General features: G+C 46.9%; 19 protein-coding genes and 1 riboswitch. Of the genes, 6 read left to right on the top strand and 13 right to left on the bottom strand.

The window, feature by feature from the left end; genetic code table 11:
- Nucleotides 1–63: 63 nt before the first annotated feature.
- The 10 genes from GJU82_RS14955 to GJU82_RS14910 all read right to left on the bottom strand — a co-directional run bounded on the left by GJU82_RS14955 (nt 64) and on the right by GJU82_RS14910 (nt 9,294).
- Nucleotides 64–864 (bottom strand): GTP 3',8-cyclase MoaA, encoded by an 801-nt coding sequence (locus tag GJU82_RS14955; protein WP_153632885.1) that lies wholly within the window; start codon nt 862–864, stop codon nt 64–66.
- Nucleotides 848–2,035 (bottom strand): gephyrin-like molybdotransferase Glp, encoded by a 1,188-nt coding sequence (gene glp / locus GJU82_RS14950; RefSeq protein ID WP_194831074.1) that lies wholly within the window; start codon nt 2,033–2,035, stop codon nt 848–850. The genes GJU82_RS14955 and glp overlap by 17 nt, the downstream gene beginning before the upstream one ends.
- On the bottom strand, nt 2,020–2,547 hold the full coding sequence (locus GJU82_RS14945; protein ID WP_153632883.1) for a hypothetical protein: 528 nt from the start codon (nt 2,545–2,547) through the stop codon (nt 2,020–2,022). The genes glp and GJU82_RS14945 overlap by 16 nt, the downstream gene beginning before the upstream one ends.
- 76 nt (nt 2,548–2,623) lie before the next feature.
- A riboswitch (molybdenum cofactor riboswitch) is annotated at nt 2,624–2,759 on the bottom strand.
- A gap of 43 nt (nt 2,760–2,802) precedes the next feature.
- Entirely contained in the window at nt 2,803–3,423 is a 621-nt protein-coding gene (locus GJU82_RS14940; RefSeq protein WP_194831073.1) for a rhodanese-like domain-containing protein, read from the bottom strand.
- Between the two features lie 37 nt (nt 3,424–3,460).
- Entirely contained in the window at nt 3,461–4,051 is a 591-nt protein-coding gene (locus GJU82_RS14935) for a YeeE/YedE thiosulfate transporter family protein (RefSeq protein WP_153632881.1), read from the bottom strand.
- Nucleotides 4,052–4,064: 13 nt separating this feature from the next.
- Complete coding sequence (locus GJU82_RS14930) at nt 4,065–4,592, bottom strand: YeeE/YedE thiosulfate transporter family protein (RefSeq protein WP_228488717.1); 528 nt, start codon at nt 4,590–4,592, stop codon at nt 4,065–4,067.
- A 28-nt stretch (nt 4,593–4,620) separates the two neighbouring features.
- Nucleotides 4,621–5,565 carry an NrfD/PsrC family molybdoenzyme membrane anchor subunit gene (gene nrfD / locus GJU82_RS14925; RefSeq protein WP_153632880.1) on the bottom strand — a complete coding sequence of 315 codons (945 nt, stop codon included), beginning with the start codon at nt 5,563–5,565 and terminating at the stop codon, nt 4,621–4,623.
- Nucleotides 5,566–5,585: 20 nt separating this feature from the next.
- Complete coding sequence (locus tag GJU82_RS14920; RefSeq protein ID WP_194831072.1) at nt 5,586–6,119, bottom strand: 4Fe-4S dicluster domain-containing protein; 534 nt, start codon at nt 6,117–6,119, stop codon at nt 5,586–5,588.
- Between the two features lie 2 nt (nt 6,120–6,121).
- Entirely contained in the window at nt 6,122–8,362 is a 2,241-nt protein-coding gene (locus GJU82_RS14915) for a molybdopterin-dependent oxidoreductase (protein WP_153632878.1), read from the bottom strand.
- Between the two features lie 362 nt (nt 8,363–8,724).
- Complete coding sequence (locus tag GJU82_RS14910) at nt 8,725–9,294, bottom strand: molybdenum cofactor guanylyltransferase (protein ID WP_153632877.1); 570 nt, start codon at nt 9,292–9,294, stop codon at nt 8,725–8,727.
- Nucleotides 9,295–9,416: 122 nt separating this feature from the next.
- Between GJU82_RS14910 and GJU82_RS14905 the strand changes: the two genes are divergently transcribed.
- Nucleotides 9,417–9,890 (top strand): regulatory protein RecX, encoded by a 474-nt coding sequence (locus GJU82_RS14905; RefSeq protein WP_153632876.1) that lies wholly within the window; start codon nt 9,417–9,419, stop codon nt 9,888–9,890.
- 75 nt (nt 9,891–9,965) lie between these two features.
- Nucleotides 9,966–11,061, top strand: a protein-coding gene (prfB, locus tag GJU82_RS14900; protein ID WP_153632875.1) for a peptide chain release factor 2 whose coding sequence is annotated in 2 segments (ribosomal slippage) — nt 9,966–10,028 and nt 10,030–11,061 — 1,095 coding nt in all. Because the reading frame shifts where the segments join, the coding sequence is not laid out codon by codon here.
- 35 nt (nt 11,062–11,096) lie between these two features.
- On the opposite strand, the gene GJU82_RS14895 is transcribed toward prfB, so the two are convergent.
- Nucleotides 11,097–11,741, bottom strand: coding sequence for an HAD hydrolase-like protein (locus GJU82_RS14895; protein ID WP_153632874.1), 645 nt, complete (start codon nt 11,739–11,741; stop codon nt 11,097–11,099).
- Between the two features lie 127 nt (nt 11,742–11,868).
- Here GJU82_RS14895 and GJU82_RS14890 point away from each other — a divergent pair, with 127 nt between their 5' ends.
- The 3 genes from GJU82_RS14890 (at nt 11,869) to scpA (ending at nt 16,417) form a co-directional block, all read left to right on the top strand.
- On the top strand, nt 11,869–12,009 hold the full coding sequence (locus tag GJU82_RS14890; RefSeq protein ID WP_153632873.1) for an arsenate reductase family protein: 141 nt from the start codon (nt 11,869–11,871) through the stop codon (nt 12,007–12,009).
- A gap of 256 nt (nt 12,010–12,265) precedes the next feature.
- Nucleotides 12,266–14,194, top strand: coding sequence for a methylmalonyl-CoA mutase family protein (locus GJU82_RS14885; RefSeq protein ID WP_153632872.1), 1,929 nt, complete (start codon nt 12,266–12,268; stop codon nt 14,192–14,194).
- A gap of 66 nt (nt 14,195–14,260) precedes the next feature.
- Entirely contained in the window at nt 14,261–16,417 is a 2,157-nt protein-coding gene (gene scpA, locus GJU82_RS14880) for a methylmalonyl-CoA mutase (protein WP_153632871.1), read from the top strand.
- Between the two features lie 242 nt (nt 16,418–16,659).
- Here scpA and GJU82_RS14875 read toward each other — a convergent pair whose 3' ends face one another.
- Nucleotides 16,660–17,835: a S8 family serine peptidase gene (locus GJU82_RS14875; protein ID WP_153632870.1), complete on the bottom strand. Its 1,176-nt coding sequence runs from the start codon at nt 17,833–17,835 to the stop codon at nt 16,660–16,662.
- Nucleotides 17,836–19,216: 1,381 nt separating this feature from the next.
- Between GJU82_RS14875 and murC the strand changes: the two genes are divergently transcribed.
- On the top strand, nt 19,217–20,581 hold the full coding sequence (gene murC, locus GJU82_RS14870; RefSeq protein WP_153632869.1) for a UDP-N-acetylmuramate--L-alanine ligase: 1,365 nt from the start codon (nt 19,217–19,219) through the stop codon (nt 20,579–20,581).
- 33 nt (nt 20,582–20,614) lie between these two features.
- Here murC and GJU82_RS14865 read toward each other — a convergent pair whose 3' ends face one another.
- Nucleotides 20,615–21,421, bottom strand: a complete 807-nt coding sequence (locus GJU82_RS14865; RefSeq protein WP_153632868.1) for a hypothetical protein — start codon at nt 21,419–21,421, stop codon at nt 20,615–20,617.
- Nucleotides 21,422–21,566: the final 145 nt, after the last annotated feature.

The raw sequence follows: 21,566 nt of genomic DNA, 5'->3' as shown, positions 1-21,566 counted from the left end.
TTCTGATTAAGTTAAGCTGCTACTTGCTTCCTCCTCCATCTATCCTATACTTAAGCCTTACCCCTAACCTCCAATTTTGTAAAATGCGCCTGTTAGGTTTTTAGTTCCGGCTTTGGGTTTATTCTCCACTGCCAGCTGCAAAGCTTCGTCAAACCCGTATTGCCGCACATTGAACCCTTTCGGATTGAACAAGCAGGGCTTCACACAGCCGTTGGCCATCAGCCGGATGCGGTTGCATGATCTGCAGTTGCCGCCTTCTCCGTTTTTTACTTGCGAAAAACTTCCGGTTTCCAGATCCATCTGGTGGATGTATTGTCCTTTAAGCCCTTTCGTTTTAGCAAATTCAGTGACCAATTGTGCATCCTCTTCGTCTTCTGAATTTCGAATAACACAGTTCAGTTTCACCGGTGTCAATCCATATTCCAAAGCCGCATCGATACCACGAAAAACCGCATCAATATCTCCGCCACGTGTGATGTAGCTGTATTTTTCCGGATCGGTCGTATCAAGACTGATATTCACCCGGCTCAACCCGGCTTCTTTCAGCTTAGGAGCAAATTTTTCAAGCAAAATGCCGTTTGTCGTCATTGCCACCTCTTCGATGCCATCAATTTGCGCCAGCATATGTACGAGGCCAACAATTCCCTTTCGAACCAACGGCTCACCGCCTGTAAGGCGCACTTTCGTAATTCCCTGTGCGGCACCGAGTCGAACAAATTCGGCAATCTCCTCGAATGAAAGCACCTCTTCATGGCACATCATTTCCACGCCATCTTCGGGCATGCAGTAGCGGCACCGCAGGTTGCACCGGTCGGTGACCGAAATGCGCAGGTACGTTATTTCGCGGTTATAACGGTCGAACATAAACGCTTTCTCCTTTATCTATTTCATTCACTCCTACCGGGATTTCCATCAAAGCGTTGGCGCCGGTAAGCGCATGAATATGAGCCGAGCCATGATACAGAAGCAATTCCACTTCCCCGGATGGGGAAATAATCACCGGCAGGAACTCATATCGATTACTTTTCTTTCTTCTAAAATCAACAGCTAAGCGGCCTTTGATCCGGAAAGGTGAGAAAGAAGTTCCCATCAGCCGATAGAGCAATTCTTTTCCAACCACCTCCAGTTGAACATATGAAGAAACCGGATTTCCGGGCAAACCGAGCACATATTGTTTGCCCTTTCGGGCGAATAACGTATGCTTACCAGGCTTGGCCGCCATAACCGTGGTTAGAATGGTGAAACCGAGAGCCTTCAAAACTTCCGGAACGAAATCATAATCGCCGACCGATACCCCCCCGGAAAGAAGAATGACATCATTTTCCTGCAACGCTTTTTGAATAGCCAATTTTGTTGCTTCCGGTGTATCCTCAACAATGCCTAAATACTGAACCGGCAAATTCATAGACTGAAGCTGTGCCACCATTTGTGGTCCATTGCTGTTGCGGATTTGTCCGGCCGTCGGCACCTCACCGGGCTCGACCAGTTCGCTTCCGGTTGTCATGACTGCCACCTTCGGCCTGCGGTAAACTTTGACCGTTGTTTTTCCGACACCAGCCAAAACAGCGATGTGTTCCGGACGGACCAATATGCCGGCGCTCAATACCTTGTCACCTTTTTGGACATCTTCCCCCAACAGACAAATATTGCTGGAACCGCCGTTTTTGGTGTAACGAATATGGTTATTGTCCAAAATCTCTACAAACTCCTTCATGATCACGGTGTCAGCGCTCGCCGGAACCGGCGCACCGGTCATGATTTTGACACACTCTCCCTCACCGATAGTAAAAGTCTGAAAACTACCGGCAGGGATTTCGCCCAGCACTTTCAATGGTCCCGGAAGGTCTTCTTTGCGACAGGCAAAGCCATCCATCGCCGATTTATTGAACGGCGGCATATTCACATCCGAAAATACGTCTTCGGCCAAAACACGCCCGGCCGCTTCCGGCATCCCTACACTTTCAATGCCCGGCACTTCGGCATTATCCTGCACGATTTGCAGTGCTTCGTCAATCGATATCATCTTTTCTGCCATCTGTTTACATTCCATTTAAACGGTATCCGGACTTCAGAAGGTTCATTTTCCGTGATTCGTTGATAGTTGAAGGGCCAATCCACTTTTTTGTCGCTGTTTCCGTTACAAATCAACGCTGCAGCTCCGGGACGGATGTATCTTCCCAGGCCGCCTGATTCAATGATGACCGGCTGATCGGCATTGAATTTTTCAGCTAACCATTTCACCAAAACCGGAAGACTTTCCTCACGAGCCTGTACATAATACACCTTCGATGCACCAGCGGCCAGGTAACGCGAACTGTCTTTTCCTGATAAGGCGCCGGTTTCTTCAGCGATCATTAGTTTGTCCTCAGAGGCCAGTACGTTCAGAGAATCTGTCAGCACATGAAAATGCGATGAAATTTTGACAACATAAACGGGAGTCTTCAGCGAAAGCTCTTTAACCAAAGTACAACCGGCTGAGGTTTTACCGACATCCCTTCCGCAGCCGCCAATTAGCAAAGCATTTTTCAATGTTATCAACTCCTTCATCGTAGCAACCTTCTGTAAAAAAATTTGCCTGACCTCCCACATGGAAAATCAGGCAAATATCGCACAGTACCGCCCAGGGTCCTTTGCGCTATCTCCTTTCCAAGTCGGGAATCCCGGATTCCGTCGGGAGGCCAAACCGTTTCCGGATTGACCCGCGTCCTGTTCTCCATGGCTTTCGCTTTAGGAGAACAGGCTCGGAGTTCAAAATCAAACCAATTATATGTTTTACGTCACCCGGACGTGTTCACTGTTCAATTAACAACCACCAGCAGCCCGTTTCTTCTTTGGGCGCCTGGGAACCGGTGCCGGAGCCGGTGCAGGCACCTTGTTATCGGCTGGGGCAATAGCTCCGCCACCTAATACACCGCCGGCAGCTTTCCGGAAATTGTACCTGGCAATTTCATCATCCGGGCTGGTTGAAGCCGGCTTCTCCGGATTCATGATGGTCTCGGCCCAGTAGTTCATTCCGCCCTGCATCACATAGTTACTCTTGTATCCTTTCTGACGCAGCAACATCCATGCTTCGGTGGCTTTGCTATTGCCATTGGAATACAGCACATTCATTTTTGCCAGTTGATCGAAATAACCAGCCCACTCGTCGGCCAGGATATTGTCAATCGGGATATTGACAGCACCGGGAATGTGGTACGCGTCAAACTCACCTTTGCTACGTACATCAATCAGTACCATGCCCGGATCTTTCTGAATCAGCATATCTGCCACAGCATCGGTCGTGATGAGATGAGAATTGGTTCGCACCTCGCTCAGGATTTTATCAGGGCCGGACTTCACAGCCTTGGTTTTTGATTCGGGAACGGCAGCAATGAACAATCCCAGGGGAATGAACACCATCGCCAGTTTTATTCTCATGTTCATTTTCATGTGTTTTTCAGTTTTTTATCAGATCCTTAGATTAGTATTCATCTCGCGGGAATTTACGCTCCGACCATTCTCCCAGCCAGAACATTCCAAATGCAGCAATGATCATAATAGCTGCAAATACGCCCCGTGACATGCCGAGCGCATCGTATACAAACGGTGCTCCCATGAATTCGGCCTTGTAGATTCCTTCGAAAACGGGATAAGCTTCCGTAAAAAGAAATACACCAATGAATAGTCCGCCAATAAAGGCCAGTGCATCAAGTTTACCAATGGACAACGCGCAGAAGGCGGTTCCGGGGCAAAAGCCGCCCAGGATGAACCCGGCCCCCATTACTGCGCCACCCAAAATGGCTGACCACAGGTAAGTAGGATTGATATAGATGACGCTCAAATCGAGCCAACCGAGAAGAGCGAAGATGAGTGTGCCAACCATGGCCGTGATGGCTGCAGTGAAGAATACTTTCAAAACAGTAGTGTCGTAGCCATAGAACATGCCGGCCAGTTTCCGTGATGAAGAAAATCCACTGCTTTCGAGCACAAAGCCAAAACCGATGCCAATGATAAACGCTAACACTAAGTTAGTATTAGCTGATATGATTTCATATACCGTTAATGGTCCCATAATTTCTTTTTTCTTAAATCCAGAGTTTACGTGCAAAATAGGCCAGCGCGAAAGCTGTCCCGAAAATAAATATCATGGTAATGAAGCCGCCCAGGCTCAGTACCGCCATGCCACTTAGCGCGGCCCCACTGGTACATCCACGGCCAAGCTGCGAGCCCAGACCGAAGAATATTCCGCCCAACAGAGCAAAGATGATACGCTTGCGACTGGTAATTTTCGGACTGTGTTCCACTTTGAACTTCAGCCTACCGGCAAATGCTCCGGAGAGAAAACCTCCCACTACGAGGCCCAGCATTTCAAATACCAACCACGATTTCATTGGGTTGCCCGAATGGGAAGCAAAATAGTCCTTATAAAAAGGAGTGTTTTCAACATGCGAAGGGGCAACGGCTTCCATGCCGGTTACGAGCACACTCTTCACGGCACCGCTGGCTCCAAGTCCACGTCCGGCTGTATAGATGGCAGCCAGCAGGACCAAACCGAGCATTACGCCTCCGAGGTAAGGATTCCAATACTTTTTACTTTTATCCAGATTCATCATTTTTTGGTTTAAGATATTCTCTGATTCATTAATTCATTACCCAATGGCTCATCTGTCCGGCATGCGCCAGAATAAAACGAAGGATGAGGCCACCAATCAATACAAGGACAGGGGCCGCCGTGTACGGAACTTTCTTATCTCGCATCTCCAAAATTTCCAGTACCGCAGGGATAACAAGTCCCAAACCAACTACCAGCACCCAGAATGCCGCGGTGAAATCGCCTCCCATGAAGAGATCGGCAGCATTGATTTTCGTTTGCGTACCGGCATTGAAGCCCATGAACATGTGGATGATCAAGAACAGTTCAACGGCAATCAGGCCCAAGTCAATCCGGGCAAACATGTGCCTTTCCGTTTTCACTTTGGAAAACAGGACAATAGACGCCGCACCGGTCGACAATCCGGAAATCAGGAACAACGGCCCAAGAATGGAAGTATTCCACAAGGGACGTGCATTGAAAGCGGAGAACAGAATACCGGTATAAACGCCCAGAATCAAAGCGAGGGCCATCATCGCCCAGGCCATCCCCTTTTTGTATTTATTCAGCCAGCTAACCCCATCCTTCACCCATTGAAATTTCCAGTCCCAATTGGGAAAGAATTCCCGGATATGCAGCCCGGCCCAGATAATGGACAGCGGAGTGATGGCCATCAACGTCCAGGCTCCCCAGCTCATGGGTGATTCCAGTTTGAGGGTTGTATACAATCTCCAGAAATAGAGTTTGTGTTTCAGGTCGAGGAAGAGAAACAGCAGTCCTAATACCAGAATGAAGGGCGCCAGAACAGGCGCTTTTCTGACAGCAGTCGGATATTGCCCCTCTTTATTCCAGACCGTGAACAGCCCGGCAAAGAACAGGATTCCGGCAGCCAAACCACCCAGGAAAAGATAACTGGGGATTTGCCACTCCCAAACACCAAGATGCGGGTCGATTAGCGGATTCATCCGTCCACTGACAATGAGATCTTCGTTCATTGTTATATGATTTTTTAGGTTTAGACTAAGATGTACAATTGCGGATCGGTTCCCGCTTCCGGAATCAATGTTTTGTATTTTCGTACGCGAAGAAGTGTTGACATTTCGGAATTCGGATCATCCAGATCACCGAAATAGAGACACCTGGTCGGACAGACCGCCACACACGCCGGATCTTCGCCATCTTTCACCCGGTGATCGCAGAAGGTACATTTGTCGACATACCCTTTCGGGTGAATATACCGGGCATCGTAAGGGCACGAAATGATGCAGGCACTACACCCGATACATTTCTCTTTAGCGACCTTCACAATACCGCCTTCGGCGTAATGACTTGCCCCGGTCGGACAACTTCGTACACATGGCGCATTATTACAGTGGTTACAGCGCTCCGAACGCAATTCGGTGTGTAAGTCAGGGTAAATACCGTGGTTGATTTCGCGCACCCAGTCACGGGCATAGCCGATGGGTACATTATTTTCAGTCTGACAAGCAACTACGCAGTCGCTACACCCCACGCATTTTTTGCTGTCAACAGCCATTGCATATCTCATAATCAGGCCTCCTCTCCTTTCGTAAATCTAAAGGTTACAAAGTTTCCACGCATTCCGGTTCCACCCATAATCGGGTCGACCATCACATTGGTAATCAACTCAGCATCGCTGGCGCCGCGTCCGTTAGCCCTGGACAACTTCTTGTTGGCATGTCCAAAACCGTGGACCATGTAAACCGAATCCCAGCGGATGCGTTCGGTTACCCGGACTTTAACCGGGAAACTGGAAATTACGTTGTCCTGATTTTGCAAATACACTTCCTGACCATTCCTCAGTCCCCATTCGCGGGCGACATTCGGGTTTACCCAAACCGAATTCTCGGACATCAGGTCAGTCAGGTTCGGATTATTCGCTGTGCGCGTGAAAGTATGCATCGGTGCCCGTCCGTAAATCAGGCGGTAATAGCCCTGCGGCGGCCCGGGATGCGCTGTATAGGTCGGAAGCGGATCGAAACCGGCTTCAGCGAAAGCAGTTGAATAGAGCTCAATTTTTCCGGTATTGGTAAAGAATTCTACTGCTTCGCCATCCTTGAAATAAATGTCATCGTAAGCACGCTTCCATTTTTTCACACCCACCTGCTGCATTTCGGCCAGGGAAGTACCCATCTGTTTCAACTCATGGTCCAACTCTTCTTCCAGCGTATCGAAGGGGAAGTACTGTTCCAGTCCCATGTAGCGGCTCAGATTTTTAGCCATCCACCAGGCACTTCGGCTTTCGTATTTCGGTTGAGCGGCCGGCATACGCAAGGCAATCGTCGGTTCACGATGCTGCGAATCACGAATGGAATCGTACCGCTCGAGATAGGTACATTCCGGCAGTACCACATCTGCCCAGCCGGTAATCTCCATCGGCATGGTGTCGACCACGACCATCAGATCCAGATTTTGAATGGCTGCCAGTGTTTTTCTACGATCAGGCAACGTCTCAATCAGATTCGTCCCGTTGACAATCCAACCTTTAATGGAGCGATTCATAGCCGAAGTTGGGATAGTCGCATCACACATCCCGTTGGCTAAAGCCAGGTCAGCCAACTGATATTTTCCGTCCATGGCGTCACGCCAGGTAAATTCGGGCTTGGGGAACGATGGAAGTTTGGCATGCGGAACATTTACCTTATCAGGCATGTAAAATCCACCCCGACGGCCCCATGAACCCAGCAATGCATTCAGAATTGCCACGGCACGCAGACGTTGTGTATCGTCACCATACCAGGTTACATGCCTTCCGGGATGGACAAGAGTTGCCGGAGCCGCCTTCGCCATTTCCCTTGCTGTTTCGCGAATCACATCCGGTTTAATGGTGGTAATGCCATAGGCCCACTCAGGAGTCGTGCTCTGAACGTGCGCCTTCAACTGTTCGAAACCATAGGCATACTGCCCAATATATTTCTTGTCGTAAAGTTCTTCGTTAATAATTACATGAATCCAGGCCAACAGCAAAGCAATGTCAGTCGCCGGTTTAATGGGCAACCAATATTTCGATTTGCTGGCTGCAGTTGAAAAACGAGGATCCACTGTAATAATGGTTGCACCCTTGTCAATGGCATCGGACATTTCCTGCACATGACCGTTATGCATATTTTCACCGATGTGCGAGCCAATCAGCACCATGCAACGCGTATCGCGGATGTCGGTATTCTCGGGAGAATTGATTCCCTGACCGAAGGTAGCAACGAAAGCCACTTCTCTCGGACCGCGGCATTGTGCGTAGGACGGCGCAGCAACATTTGCCGAGCCAAAACCCTTCATCAGGTTGGTGAAATACTTACCTCCCGAACCATGAGTAAACAGGGCTGTAGCTTCGGGGCCATGCTCCTCTTTGATCTTGCCCATCTTATCAGCGATGTACTTAAAGGCCTCATCCCATGACGCCCGACGAAAGGCTTGCTTACCCCGATCTTCGGTCCGGATAAGCGGATACTTCAACCGATCTTCATCGTAATACATGCCGACGCCTCCTGTACCCCGCGGACAGAATCGTCCGTTACTGTTCGGATCCAAATCGTTACCGGTGATTTTCTTTATCTGACCGTCCTCATCCTTATGAACCCATCCCGCACATTTCCAAAAACAAACTTCGCAATACGTGGGAGTACGTTTTAAATCAGAGGGCAGCTTATAATCGCTATCCTGCTTTTCGGAGCCGGCAACCGATGTTGTAGCCTTAACAACCTGATTCCCGACAAACAAACCAGCAGAACTTAACGCGGAGATTTTAATAAAATCCCTTCTGCTCTTTACCATTAAGTTAGACTTTTACACATTTATATACGAAAATATACAATTATTAACATGCCAACACATGAAAAAATCACTCGAAGCTGGAAATCCACATAACTACCTGTTTTACAGGCATGTGTTTTTTAACACGAGAGTGTAATTATATTTGGTTTTAATCCAAATAACTTATTTACAGATTGATTCTTAGGTACTTTGCAGGAAAGCCAGGAAAGATGGGCAATACAATACCATAATCATTTATGACCCTTCATATTACAAAGAATAAGACTACAGATTCAGACACTAAAGATGATGCATTTGTAAAGCTGGCAAGGATGTTATGCTTATTAAGATAGAATAAATATAAAATACAACTATCCTTCTATCTACAGGTCATCCGGAGCATTCAGATTATCAAACAAGCGGGGATTCTTGTCCAATATATCCTGAAAAGATAGCAAGTGGATATCGGCAGATTTAATGATTTCCTGAAGACGATACTGGTTCAGTAGCAGATTTTGCTCAAAAACCAGGTGCATGGAATGATGATATATGGCCACCAGGGGTTCAAGGCCACCGTCGTGATAAGGTACCGTTCCTTTACCGGCGCGTGCCTCAATCAGTCGGGAAAGTACCTCGCGGGTAACAAACGGAACATCGCAACTTAACACCAGATTCCACTCATGCGTCGAAGCTTTCAGGGCCGTATGCAATCCCCCGGCCGGGCCACAATATATGTATTCATCTTCTACCACCGGGTAACCAAGTTCCCGATAGGCATCGTGATTGGCGCTTATGATGATATCCGGACAAAAATATTTCAGCAACGACAGCGAATATTGGACCAGCGGTTTCCCCTGAAAAGGAACAAATCCTTTGTCGGTCCCCATACGGGTACTTTTGCCGCCGGAAAGTACAATCCCGCCTATATCCGGTGTCCGTTTTTCTTGATTCATACGACTAAATGTAGGCAGAAATCCAAAACAGAACAAGTTATCTTTTAACCGTTCATTTTATTCTTCTTCCCAAGGCCTCATAGCTATTTTCATTACCTTTAAATTCCTGAAAAAAGTAATTTATGAACCCAATCCTGAATTATAGGGAAGCAATAAGCAAAGCAGCCGCTCTCTGCAGTAAATCAGAAAAATGCAGCGGCGATATCCGGAAGAAGTTGCTCGATTGGGGTGTTTCTCCCGAAGAAACGGAAAAAGCCATCGCCTGGCTCCAAAAGGAAAAGTTTTTGGATGACGAACGGTTTGCCGGCTTTTTTGCCCGCGATAAGTTCCGGTTCAATGGCTGGGGGAGAATCAAAATACGTTATGCCTTGCAGCAGAAAGGGGTGAATTCATCAATTATAGAGGAATCGGTAACAGCTCTTGATGAAAATGAATACCGGCGCCTCCTGGCGGAACTTATTCAGGCGAAAGCCGGAAAGATAAAAGCCAAATCGACATACGAGAAAAAAGCCAGGCTGGTCCGCTATGCCCAGGGAAGAGGTTTCGAACCCGAACTAATTTTCAACGCTGTTGACGATGTGCTGGCACAGGAATGAAGGGCTTATATTCCGGGCTTCCGCCAAACTATTAATTTTCTTACCTTTGCACGACAGAATAAAAACTGAAATACCATGATACAAAAGGAGCAGATCAGAGATCTTGCTGAGCGCCGGGATGCGCTGAGGAGGTATCTTTGACGTCGATCAGAAATTGACCCAAATTGAAGAAGAAGAATTAAAGACTCAGGACCCTGGTTTTTGGGACAATCCCAAAGAGGCTGAACAACAGATGAGGGTCATTCGTGGCTTGAAACAATGGACCGATGCTTTCCGGGAAGTTAACCAGCTAATTGAAGACCTTCTGGTACTTTTCGAGTTCCAGGAAGCTGGTGAAGCCACGGACGAAGAGGTTGAAGAACAGTATTCCAATGCATTGGAGGCTGTCGAAAACCTCGAAACCAAAAACATGCTGCGGCGTGAAGAGGATAAGCTGGGCGCCGTGATGAAAATAAATGCAGGCGCCGGTGGTACAGAGGCCAACGACTGGGCTGAAATGCTGATGCGCATGTATATTCGATGGGCGGAACAGCATAACTACAAAGTCCGTGAATCGAGCCTTGTGCCCGGCGAGGATGCCGGTGTAAAAAACGTCACCCTGGAAATTGAAGGCGATTATGCTTACGGTTACCTGAAAAGTGAAAACGGGGTTCACCGGTTGGTTCGTATTTCACCGTTCAATGCACAGGGTAAAAGACAAACTTCGTTTACTTCGGTATTTGTTGCTCCCCTGGTTGACGACACGATTGAGATTGACATCAATCCGTCGGATATAACCTGGGAAACATTCCGCTCAGGCGGAGCTGGCGGACAGAACGTTAACAAGGTAGAGACCGGGGTTCGATTACGGCACGGACCGAGTGGCATAGTTATCGATAACACCGAGTCGCGTTCACAATTGCAGAATAAGGAAAATGCCATGCGCTTACTGAAATCTCAGTTGTATGAAATTGAGATACGGAAACGCCGCGAGGCAGAGATGAAGCTGGAAGCATCCAAGAAGAAAATTGAATGGGGTTCGCAAATCCGGTCGTACGTGATGCAACCTTATAAAATGGTGAAGGATACGCGTACCAATCACGAAACCTCCAACGTTCAGGGAGTGATGGACGGCGATTTGGATGGCTTTATCAAAGCTTTCCTAATGGAATTTTCATCGGAAGAGGCCTGATAACATTAAATGATATGATAAGAGCCCGAAGACATTCAATCCGAATGATTCGGGCTTTTGTTATTTTGAAGAATCCCAACCAACTCGTTCGGCGAATCGGCTAACCAGCCGGGATTTAGCTCCATCAAACGCTGCCGGGTATTCATCCCCCAGGTAACCGCGACCACCGGCACCGCCACCTGGTGACAAGCCTCAACGTCGCGGACTTCATCGCCCACGTAAACCACATCATCAGCCGATAGCGATTCACTTTTTAACAGACGCTGCAATGCTTTACCCTTCCCGAAAAGGGGAATATTACACTCCATTCGGTCGAAATATTCCAGCCGGTTTCGTTTCAAAAATGCCTGCACTACCTCAAACTTATTACTGGTAAGCACCAGCAATCGCTTATCCCGGTCCAAAGCATCCAACATCTCTTTAATGCCGTCAAAAGGCTGTACTGATGCCATCCTGCTCCTGAACATTCGTTTCATGTCGCGCATGAAAAAGGGCAACCGATACCACGAAATTCCTGATTCACGCAAAAGCTCTTTGGCACTTTTATTCCGGTTTTTGTGCCAATCACCGGTCTTCGGGTAACGATACTTCTCCGCCAGTTCATTGGCACAGTCAACCATCACCGGCGCCGAATCGGCCAGTGTTCCGTCAAAATCAAATATGATAACATCCGCGTTCATGCGTCCTCATTATTTGCTGGTGTCTGCCGTGAATACACGGCCCGAAAGATACTTTTTTTTCTTAAACTGAATGCCCGGCTACGGTTCATGAATGATGAATGATAACAATATTTTAATTCACTGAACGATGATGGCCATTTATCGCATTCCACGCTGCGCCCAATCGCGTGCCGGCCTTAAGTACCTCGAAGAAAACAACATCGAACACGAAGCACGTCTCTATTTGAAGGACAACCTCCCGGTAAGTTTTTTTCACGAAAACAGATGAAATTTCAGTTGATAGAGTAATTTGGTGATAACATATTACAACATTCACATATTATCATTCTTATAATTATACTCTATCTTCCTTTTCTGACGAGCTATTTTTTTCAAACAGAAATATCTTTTTACATAAAGCGTCACTCTACCCCATCCGAGCCCATGATTATTATCAAATTCAATAAAAAAGCGTAGTTTTTTTAGAAACAACTAGTATAAAACCTGTAACTTTGGCCTCGATTTTTCTAAACAGTTACATTGTTATGGCAGAGAAGGATATTAACCTGTTTCAAGATTTTCCACCTGTATCAACCGATGAATGGGTTGAGAAAATCAAAACCGACCTGAAGGGGAAGGATTATGAACGGACCCTCGTTTGGCGCACCAACGAAGGGTTTAACGTACAACCGTTTTACCGTCAGGAAAACCTTGAGGGGAAAAATTACCTCGACGTGCTCCCCGGCAGCTACCCATACGTGCGCGGAAACAAGAAACAAAATAACGACTGGTCCATTCGGCAGGATATCCAGGTAACCGGCCTGGCTGCAGCCAATGCCAAAGCTTTGACAATCCTGAACAAAGGAGTGACTTCGCTCGGATTTGTGATTGCCGGGGGTAAAGCCATCTCTGATTCTGACTTGGATGTTTTACTGAAAGATATTTGCCTGGAAGCAGCCGAAATCAACTTTGTTGTTTCCGGCAATGTCGCTCAATTAGCTGAAGCATTCATCGGGCATACCCAAAAACGAGGCTATGACCTGAAGAAAGTAAACGCTTCCATCAACTATGATCCACTCAGCGAGCTGGCGCTGAAAGGTAAAATGCCGGCTTCGGACACTGACACATTCACTACCGTGAAGAACGCAGTGGAAGCAGCTGCAGAAATGCCGAATTTGCAAGTCATTTCCATCGACGGAAAAAACTACAATAACGCAGGTTCTTCCAGCGTTCAGGAGTTAGCCTTTTCGCTGGCCATGGGCGCTGAATACCTGAGCCAACTGACTGATCTGGGAATGAACGCCGGAATAGCCGCCCCAAAAATCCGCTTCAACCTTGGAATTGGGGGCAATTATTTCATTGAGCTGGCGAAACTGCGTGCCGGCCGTCTGCTTTGGGCTCACATTGTCTCGGCTTACCAGCCCGAATGCCATTGCGACGAAACCTGCGAGTGCGGGGAAGAATGCAACGATAGCATTTGCCGTTGTGCAGGAAAAATGAAGATACACTCCGAAACTTCTATCTGGAACAAGACGGTTTACGATGCATATGTGAACATGTTACGGACCCAGACCGAGGCGATGTCGGCTGCATTGGGCGGAACAGATTCGATGACCGTTCTTCCGTTTAACTCGTTCTTCGAGGAAACCAGCGAGTTCTCCGAACGGATTGCCCGCAACCAGCAAATTCTCTTAAAAGAAGAATCACACCTTGATAAAATTGTTGATCCGGGCGCCGGTTCTTATTATATCGAGTTGCTCACCGACTCCATTGCTGAAGAAGCCTGGAAGCTCTTCCTGGAAGTTCAGGAAAAAGGTGGGTTCCTGGCAGCCTTCCGCGCCGGATTTGTTCAGGCAAAGGTGAACGAAATGGCCGATAAACGACGCAAAGCGATTGCTATTCGTAAAGAAAGCCTCCTGGGTGTTAACCAATTCCCCAATTTTAGCGAGCAAGCGAAAATCGAGTTTGAAAAACACTTCTTCGAGCCTGTATTACAGAAGGTTGACAATGCCGAAACAGAACCAATCTGTCTGTTCCGCGGCGCTGAAGAATTCGAAAAACTACGTTATGCAACCGATACCTTTGCGAAAGCGAATAAACGGACGAAGGCATTTATGCTCACCATCGGTAACCTGGCGATGCGCAAAGCCCGTGCTCAGTTCTCTTCCAATTTCTTCGCCATTGCTGGTTACGAAGTAGTCGACAACAACGGCTTTGCCAGTGTTGAAGCCGGTGTAAAAGCTGCTAAAAAAGCCAATGCCGATATCATTGTGCTCTGCTCGTCGGATGATGAATACACCGAATTCGGACCTCAGGCACACAAGTTGATTGAAAATGACGCGATTTTGGTGATTGCAGGAGCGCCGGCATGCGCCGATGAGTTGAAAGCGAAAGGCATCGAAAATTTTGTTCACGTGAAAACCAACTTGCTGGAGGCACTAAAGGAATACAATAAAAAACTGGGAATTAAATAAGGGATGAAGATGATTCCCGGTTTCCCGGAAGGCAATTATGATTCATCACGAATAAACACTCAAGCAATGAAACCAAATTTTAAAGAGATCAATATAAACGGTTCGAAAGCCGATCGCCCTTGCAATGAAAAAGAGTGGGCTGAAAAGAACCACATTTCAAAAGATTGGATAACACCGGAGCAGATTCCGGTGAAACCGGTTTACACCAAAGCCGACCTGGAAGGCATGGACCACCTAAACTACGCTGCTGGTCTGCCGCCATTTTTACGGGGCCCCTACTCGGCCATGTACGCCATGCGCCCGTGGACCATCCGCCAGTATGCCGGATTCTCTACGGCAGAAGAATCGAACGCGTTCTATCGCCGTAACCTGGCAGCCGGCCAAAAAGGTTTGTCGGTAGCATTCGACCTGGCAACACACCGTGGTTACGACTCCGATCACCCGCGTGTAGTTGGCGATGTTGGTAAAGCCGGAGTAGCCATCGACTCGATTCTGGATATGAAAATCCTTTTCGATGAAATTCCCCTCGACAAAATGTCTGTTTCGATGACCATGAATGGCGCCGTACTTCCGATTATGGCCTTCTACATTGTTACCGGGCTGGAACAGGGTGCTACACTGGAGCAGCTTTCCGGAACCATCCAGAACGATATTCTGAAGGAATTCATGGTAAGGAACACCTACATCTATCCGCCGGAATTCTCGATGAAAATTATCGCCGATATTTTCGAGTTCACCTCGCAAAAAATGCCCAGGTTCAACTCCATTTCCATTTCGGGGTACCACATGCAGGAAGCCGGCGCTACCGCTGACATCGAAATGGCATACACCCTGGCTGACGGATTGGATTATATCCGTACCGGGATGAAAGCTGGTTTGGATGTGGATGCATTTGCGCCCCGACTCTCCTTCTTCTGGGCCATCGGCATGAACCACTTCATGGAAATCGCCAAAATGCGTGCAGCTCGTATGCTCTGGGCCAAAATCGTGAAGAAATTCGGTCCGAAGAACCCAAAATCGATGGCACTGCGGACGCACTCGCAAACATCCGGATGGTCGTTAACCGAGCAGGATCCGTTTAACAATGTGGGACGTACTGCTATCGAAGCCATGGCTGCCGCACTGGGACACACCCAGTCGCTGCACACCAACGCCCTTGATGAAGCAATCGCCCTGCCAACCGATTTCTCTGCCCGTATTGCCCGCAACACACAGCTCTACATTCAGCAGGAAACCGAAATCTGCCGTTCGCTCGATCCATGGGCCGGTTCCTATTACGTTGAATCGCTGACCAAAGAATTGGCTGAGAAGGCCTGGAAACTGATTGAAGAGGTAGAAGAACTTGGTGGCATGTCGAAAGCCATCGAAACCGGTGTACCCAAAATGCGCATCGAAGAGGCTGCCGCCCGCACACAAGGTCGTATCGACTCGGGTACCCAAACCATTGTTGGTGTCAACCGCTACAAACTCGACAAGCAAGATCCAATTGATATCCTGGAAATTGATAATCCCGCTGTACGGAAATCTCAGATTGCCCGTTTGGAGAAACTGCGCGCCGAAAGGGATGAAGCTGATGTAAAAGCTTCATTGGAAGCCATTACCCGTTGTGCGGAAACCGGAAAAGGAAACTTGCTGGAACTAGCCATCGATGCAGCGAAAAAACGTGCTACATTAGGAGAAATTTCCTATGCCTGTGAAAAAGTTGTCGGACGGTATAAAGCAGTAATCAGAACCATTTCAGGAGTGTATTCATCAGAAGCGAAAAATGATAACGAGTTCAAAGAGGCCCGTGCCCTCGTCGAAAAATTCTCAGAGAAAGAGGGGCGCCAACCGCGTATCATGATTGCCAAAATGGGACAGGACGGCCACGACCGTGGCGCCAAAGTGGTAGCTACCGGTTATGCCGACCTCGGTTTCGATGTGGATATGGGACCACTGTTCCAGACCCCCGAAGAGGCCGCTAAGCAGGCTGTTGAAAATGACGTGCATGTGCTGGGCGTTTCCTCCCTCGCCGCAGGTCATAAAACATTGATACCTTCGGTTATCGAAGAACTGAAAAAACTGGGGCGCGAAGACATCATGGTCATTGCCGGTGGTGTGATTCCGTCGCAGGATTACCAGTATCTCTATGATCTCGGTGTAGTTGCCATTTTTGGCCCGGGAACTTCTGTTACCACCGCCGGTAAAAAAATCATGGAGATTCTGCTGGCTGCCCAGGAATAGAATTTCTTTTTTATCCTGATAAAAGAGAGAAGAATCATTTCACTCTATGCAGATAATTACTTGTCAATAACAATAAAAGGAAATTTACTATGGAATTTTATTGGGCAAAAACATTAACTGATAGATCATTTGAGGTTGCATTAGACAAAGTTACATCAGTGTTGAAAGATCATAGTAATCTACAAATAGCTAAGTCTTTCCACGAAAAAAGGCCGCGATTTGCGGCCTTTTATTATTTCAGTTTACTGAATACCTATCGCATCAGGATTTCCATCCGGGTCGCCGGAAACAACGCCATCAGCCACTGGTTTTCCGCCCGTCATTAACAAAATCCCGGCCATATGGGGCGCGGCCATTGATGTTCCACTCATCGTGGTATAACCTCCTCCCTTATACGTTGAGAAAATGTTTACACCCGGCTCACAATAATCAACATGTGTTCCGTAGTTGGAAAAATAAGCCCATGCATCCTGGTCATCGCATGCTGAAATTGTAAACAGGTTGACACCCTCCGCACGTGCAGGCGAGTGATATTCCGCATCATCAGATTCGTTTCCAGCCGCCAAGGCAACGTAAACTCCACTGGCGCCCAGCGCCTCAACCGCCAAATCGATCGGCTCATAGATGGAACCTCCCAAACTTAAGTTAGCAGCATCGCCGGGTGAGGCAATACTGGTTACATAATCGATCCCTGCAATAATCTGGGAATACGCTCCGGAACCCCGTCTGTTAAGTACTTTGACAGGGACAACAGTTGCACCTGCTGCCACGCCAACAACGCCAATATCGTTGTTCAATGCTGCAATAATTCCGGCACAGTGAGTACCATGGCCGTTATCGTCATCAGCTGTTGAAGTCCTAACTACAAAGGTTTTAGCTTTTGTTGCATCCACCAACAAGTCGGGGTGACCATAATCAATACCCGTATCAATTACCCAGGCTGTTTTCCCGGTACCATCACCCGTTCCCACTCGGGCAATCCCGTAAGGAACTGTTTGTGCAGGAGGAGTAGGATCGACCACAGGTGGCTTTCCCCGCAATATAAACATCCGGTCCGGGTAAATCCGATCGACATTGGAATTGTTACGTAGTTTGGTCAACTCCGAATCATCCAGATCAGCTGCAAAGCCTTTTACAGCTGTACCATAAACCTGCAAAAATGGCCGGGCATTTAAATCTCTTTCCGGAAGGAAGGTTTTTGCCGATTCTTTAACTGCAGCCTTGCGACCTTCATAAGTTAAAGATGCAGTTTTCAAATCAACGACTCCGGACTTAAGGACAACGATATATTGTCCCGGAATTACTTGTCCGCTTTGAATTGTTTCATTGTTTTCCGGGGAGAGTGAGCTTTCATTTTTCTCACAACTAACCCAAAGTAATACCAGCAATGCTGATACAATTAATTCCTTCATTTTCATACAGTAAAAGTTTTAATGTTAATTAATCCAGCAGAGTCATTCTTGGTCAACACGATAAATATAATAAATTTAAATTAAAAGCAGGCAGCGTTTTCGGCTTAATGGGGTTAGGATTAGCTCAGTTCAAGCAAAGTCTGCTTCCGTTGCAGAAGTAAAAAATAAATCGTTGTATATCATCTACGGCCTCTTCGACCTCCGCCTTTTGAGCTTTCAGCACCCGTTGTTGCTCCTGGACCGGAATCATCTGTAGCCAATTCCTATATCCCCTTTTACGACATCTTGAAATTCGACAGAATGAGGCAACGAATAACGCTGCAGCCCCCGGCAATCCTCACCTACTTGTTATCGTTTGGCCTTTCAATTTATGCACTGCCCTTCAATATTGTAGTTATCACATTTGTATATGTTTTAAAATTACGGCCCTAGCCTGATAAAGGTCCTGGTCCGATCCATCCGCCAGTGATGGACTTTCGCGAATTCCCTGGGAAAAAAACGGGCTACGGCAATAATTTAAACCGTAACCCGTTTTTATTCCGTAAAGGAGCCCATTCCCCTATGCTCCTAACCCCAACTAGCACGTAACAGGAAATGGGCTTTCTAACCTCCCCCCAGAGGTACCTTATACTTAAGTTCCGAGTGATGGGACTTAAGTTGTTTTCTCAAAAATCTCCTTCAATAATCCTCAAACCTTACTTCTGAAATCTGAAGCCAAAAAAATTCTATCAATCAAACTAATAATGTTCTCTCTTAACGAGAACAAAAAAACCATTACAATAACCAACTGCTTTTAAATCATTTATCCCTCCACCATGACGCCCTATATTTGCGCTTCCACATACTGCTGATGTCAGATGATGAACCACTGTACGGGAGAGACGTTAAGAAAGTCATACACGTTAAGGGGTTTAACCATTCTAATAGTTAAATTGATTATAAATTTACGAACTAATCGCTCTTAATGTCAATTAAATTTCAACTTTTTTATCAAAATGTTTAAAATTCAGGTTTTTCAGCATTTCCACGGCTTTCAAGCCAAATTATTTTACAAGGCAGTGTTAAACAATTCGACAACATTATTTACATAATATTTTTAAAAATGGCATTTACAGAAGGCTATTTTTGAAAAACACCGTTTTGGCTTCTACCGGAGTGCCATTACCGGGACTGCCTGGTGCCCTGAATCGCGTCGCTCCTTTGCACAGACTATTCTCATCCAACGGATAATGTTTACTCCACAAAACCTTCGGGACAACCCCAAACAAGGCGCCACCGTCAGCCATAAAATAACCTGCATGAATTGGATAAAGCTTCAGGTACTGAAATTTTGTGATTCGGATTTTGTTACTTTTAACCGCAAAATTGGCAAGAATTTACCAAAACCATGAATATTCATTTCATCGCAATAGGCGGAGCCGCCATGCACAACCTGGCAATTACCCTAAAACAAAAAGGCTACCGGGTAACCGGATCGGATGACGAAATAGTTGAGCCCTCGAAAAGCCGTTTAGAACAGCACGGTTTATTGCCCGGTTCATTTGGGTGGGATGTTAACAGAATAACATCTGGCTTAGATGCCGTCATCCTGGGAATGCACGCCCGAGAAGACAACCCGGAACTGGCAAAAGCCAGGGACCTAGGCATAAAAATATATTCGTACCCGGAATTTCTTTACGAACAGACCAAGCACAAAACCCGCATCGTCATCGGCGGAAGCCACGGAAAAACCACCATTACGTCGATGATTATGCACGTGCTGAAAGAGAATAACGTCGATTTTGATTACATGGTAGGTGCCCAAATCGAAGGTTTCGATACGATGGTCCGGCTCAGTGATTCGGCAAAAATCGCCATATTCGAAGGCGATGAATACCTGTCATCGCCCATCGACCGGCGTCCCAAGTTTCATTTGTATCAACCGCAAATCGGCCTCCTTTCGGGAATTGCCTGGGATCACATCAATGTCTTCCCCACTTTTGACAATTATGTAGAACAGTTCAGGGAATTTGCCCGGCTGATGCCCGATAAGGCGCACCTGATTTATTTTGATGGCGATGAAAACCTGAGGAAAATTGCCAGTGAAAATGCCCCGCGTTTGAAGGTAACAGGTTACAACGAACATGCAGCCGATGTTACGGATGGACGAACTCAACTGATTACGGCTAATGGTCAACACATCGGTCTGACGATTTTTGGCCGGCACAATCTGCAGAACATTAGTGGCGCACATGTTATTTGTCAACAACTGGGAATTACAGACGAAGATTTCTATCGGAGTATTTCCACTTTCAGCGGCGCTTCCCGCCGTCTGGAGAAATTGGCGGAAACAAACAACATGACCGTTTTCCGCGATTTTGCCCATTCACCATCAAAATTAAAAGCGACAGTGGAAGCTGTTAAACAACAATTTCCCGGTAGGCAATTGACCGCTGTCATGGAATTACACACGTTCAGCAGCCTGAAAAAGGAGTTTCTTCCGCTTTACAAAGATTCCATGGAGAAGGCGGATCGGGCATTTGTATACTTCAGCCCACACACCATTGAGCATAAAAAACTTGAGCCCATCACGACAGACCAGGTAAAAGAGGCTTTCGGGCGCGATGACCTACAGGTATTTACCGACCCGGATGCACTTTTTTCGGCATTGGAGAATGTGCCACACAACAACCAAAACCTGTTGTTAATGAGTTCCGGGACCTTTTCGGGAAAGGATTTGCCCGCTTTTGCCAAGTCGTTGACGGAAGAATAAAAAAACGGGGAATTTTCATTCCCTGTCTCTATATTAGTTGGTTTCTTTCACTCTTGCCTCCAGCGACTTTATCTTCTTATCTAATTTATTCTTCGCCTTCAGCAACAGCGATAAATCGTATGCATTTTTGACAGCTTCCTTATCAAATGTTTCCAGTACGATGTAGTAATACCGCTTCCCAAGAAAGACAGCTTTAAGTTTCAGATCGGTATGTCCGGCAATGAACTTAATCACATCGTCACTTTTCCCATCCTTGTATGAAACCTGCTCCCACTTCTTATCCAGAAATTCACTGTGATGATTGTTGACATCGTTCAAAGGAACAGTGTCGGTTCGAGCACTTAACTTTCCGTCATAAACCCGGACTGCTACGTGATTAAGCCATTTATCACCGTAGTAATTACTCGACAGGTAAATCCGGCCACTGGCGTCCAAATGCACCTGGATAAATGAACGGGCCCAGCTACGATTAACGGTTTGCCTCTTCGGAATATATTGAGTGTACTCGTCAAACTCGTCCTTCTTCGTTGTGAAATTCTTTGACACCTTCTGAATCTTGTCATCCAGTGAATCGCGATTTGCCCGAAGTGTGATTAGCTCGGCAACGAAAACGCGCTTTTTCATCTCATCGGCCTGCTTTATCTGGGCAACGGCTTCCGGGTACATTGTCGCGATTGAATCCAGGCTCCTAACAGCTTTCACCGTATCGCCCTGCGAAAGAAGCATCCCGGCCCTGTTGATTTGTTGAGCCGCTTTCTCGGAAGGTGACGGACCACACGAGACAAATAACATCGACATCAACCAAATGAAAAATACCCCACTGCTATATCCTCGTTTCATATCCTGAAATTTTTCCTAAAAATACAATTTCTGGCCGACCCAAACGAAATATCCCAAAAGCAATGCACCAGGCTCAGATATTTCTGGTTACATTTGAAATCAGTAAGAACTGGTTACGAATATCTGTTTGCCACGGTTGCATATC

This window comes from Prolixibacter sp. SD074 (assembly GCF_009617895.1).
In the GTDB taxonomy this organism is placed as follows: domain Bacteria; phylum Bacteroidota; class Bacteroidia; order Bacteroidales; family Prolixibacteraceae; genus Prolixibacter.
This window is presented reverse-complemented; position numbering and strand designations above follow the sequence as displayed.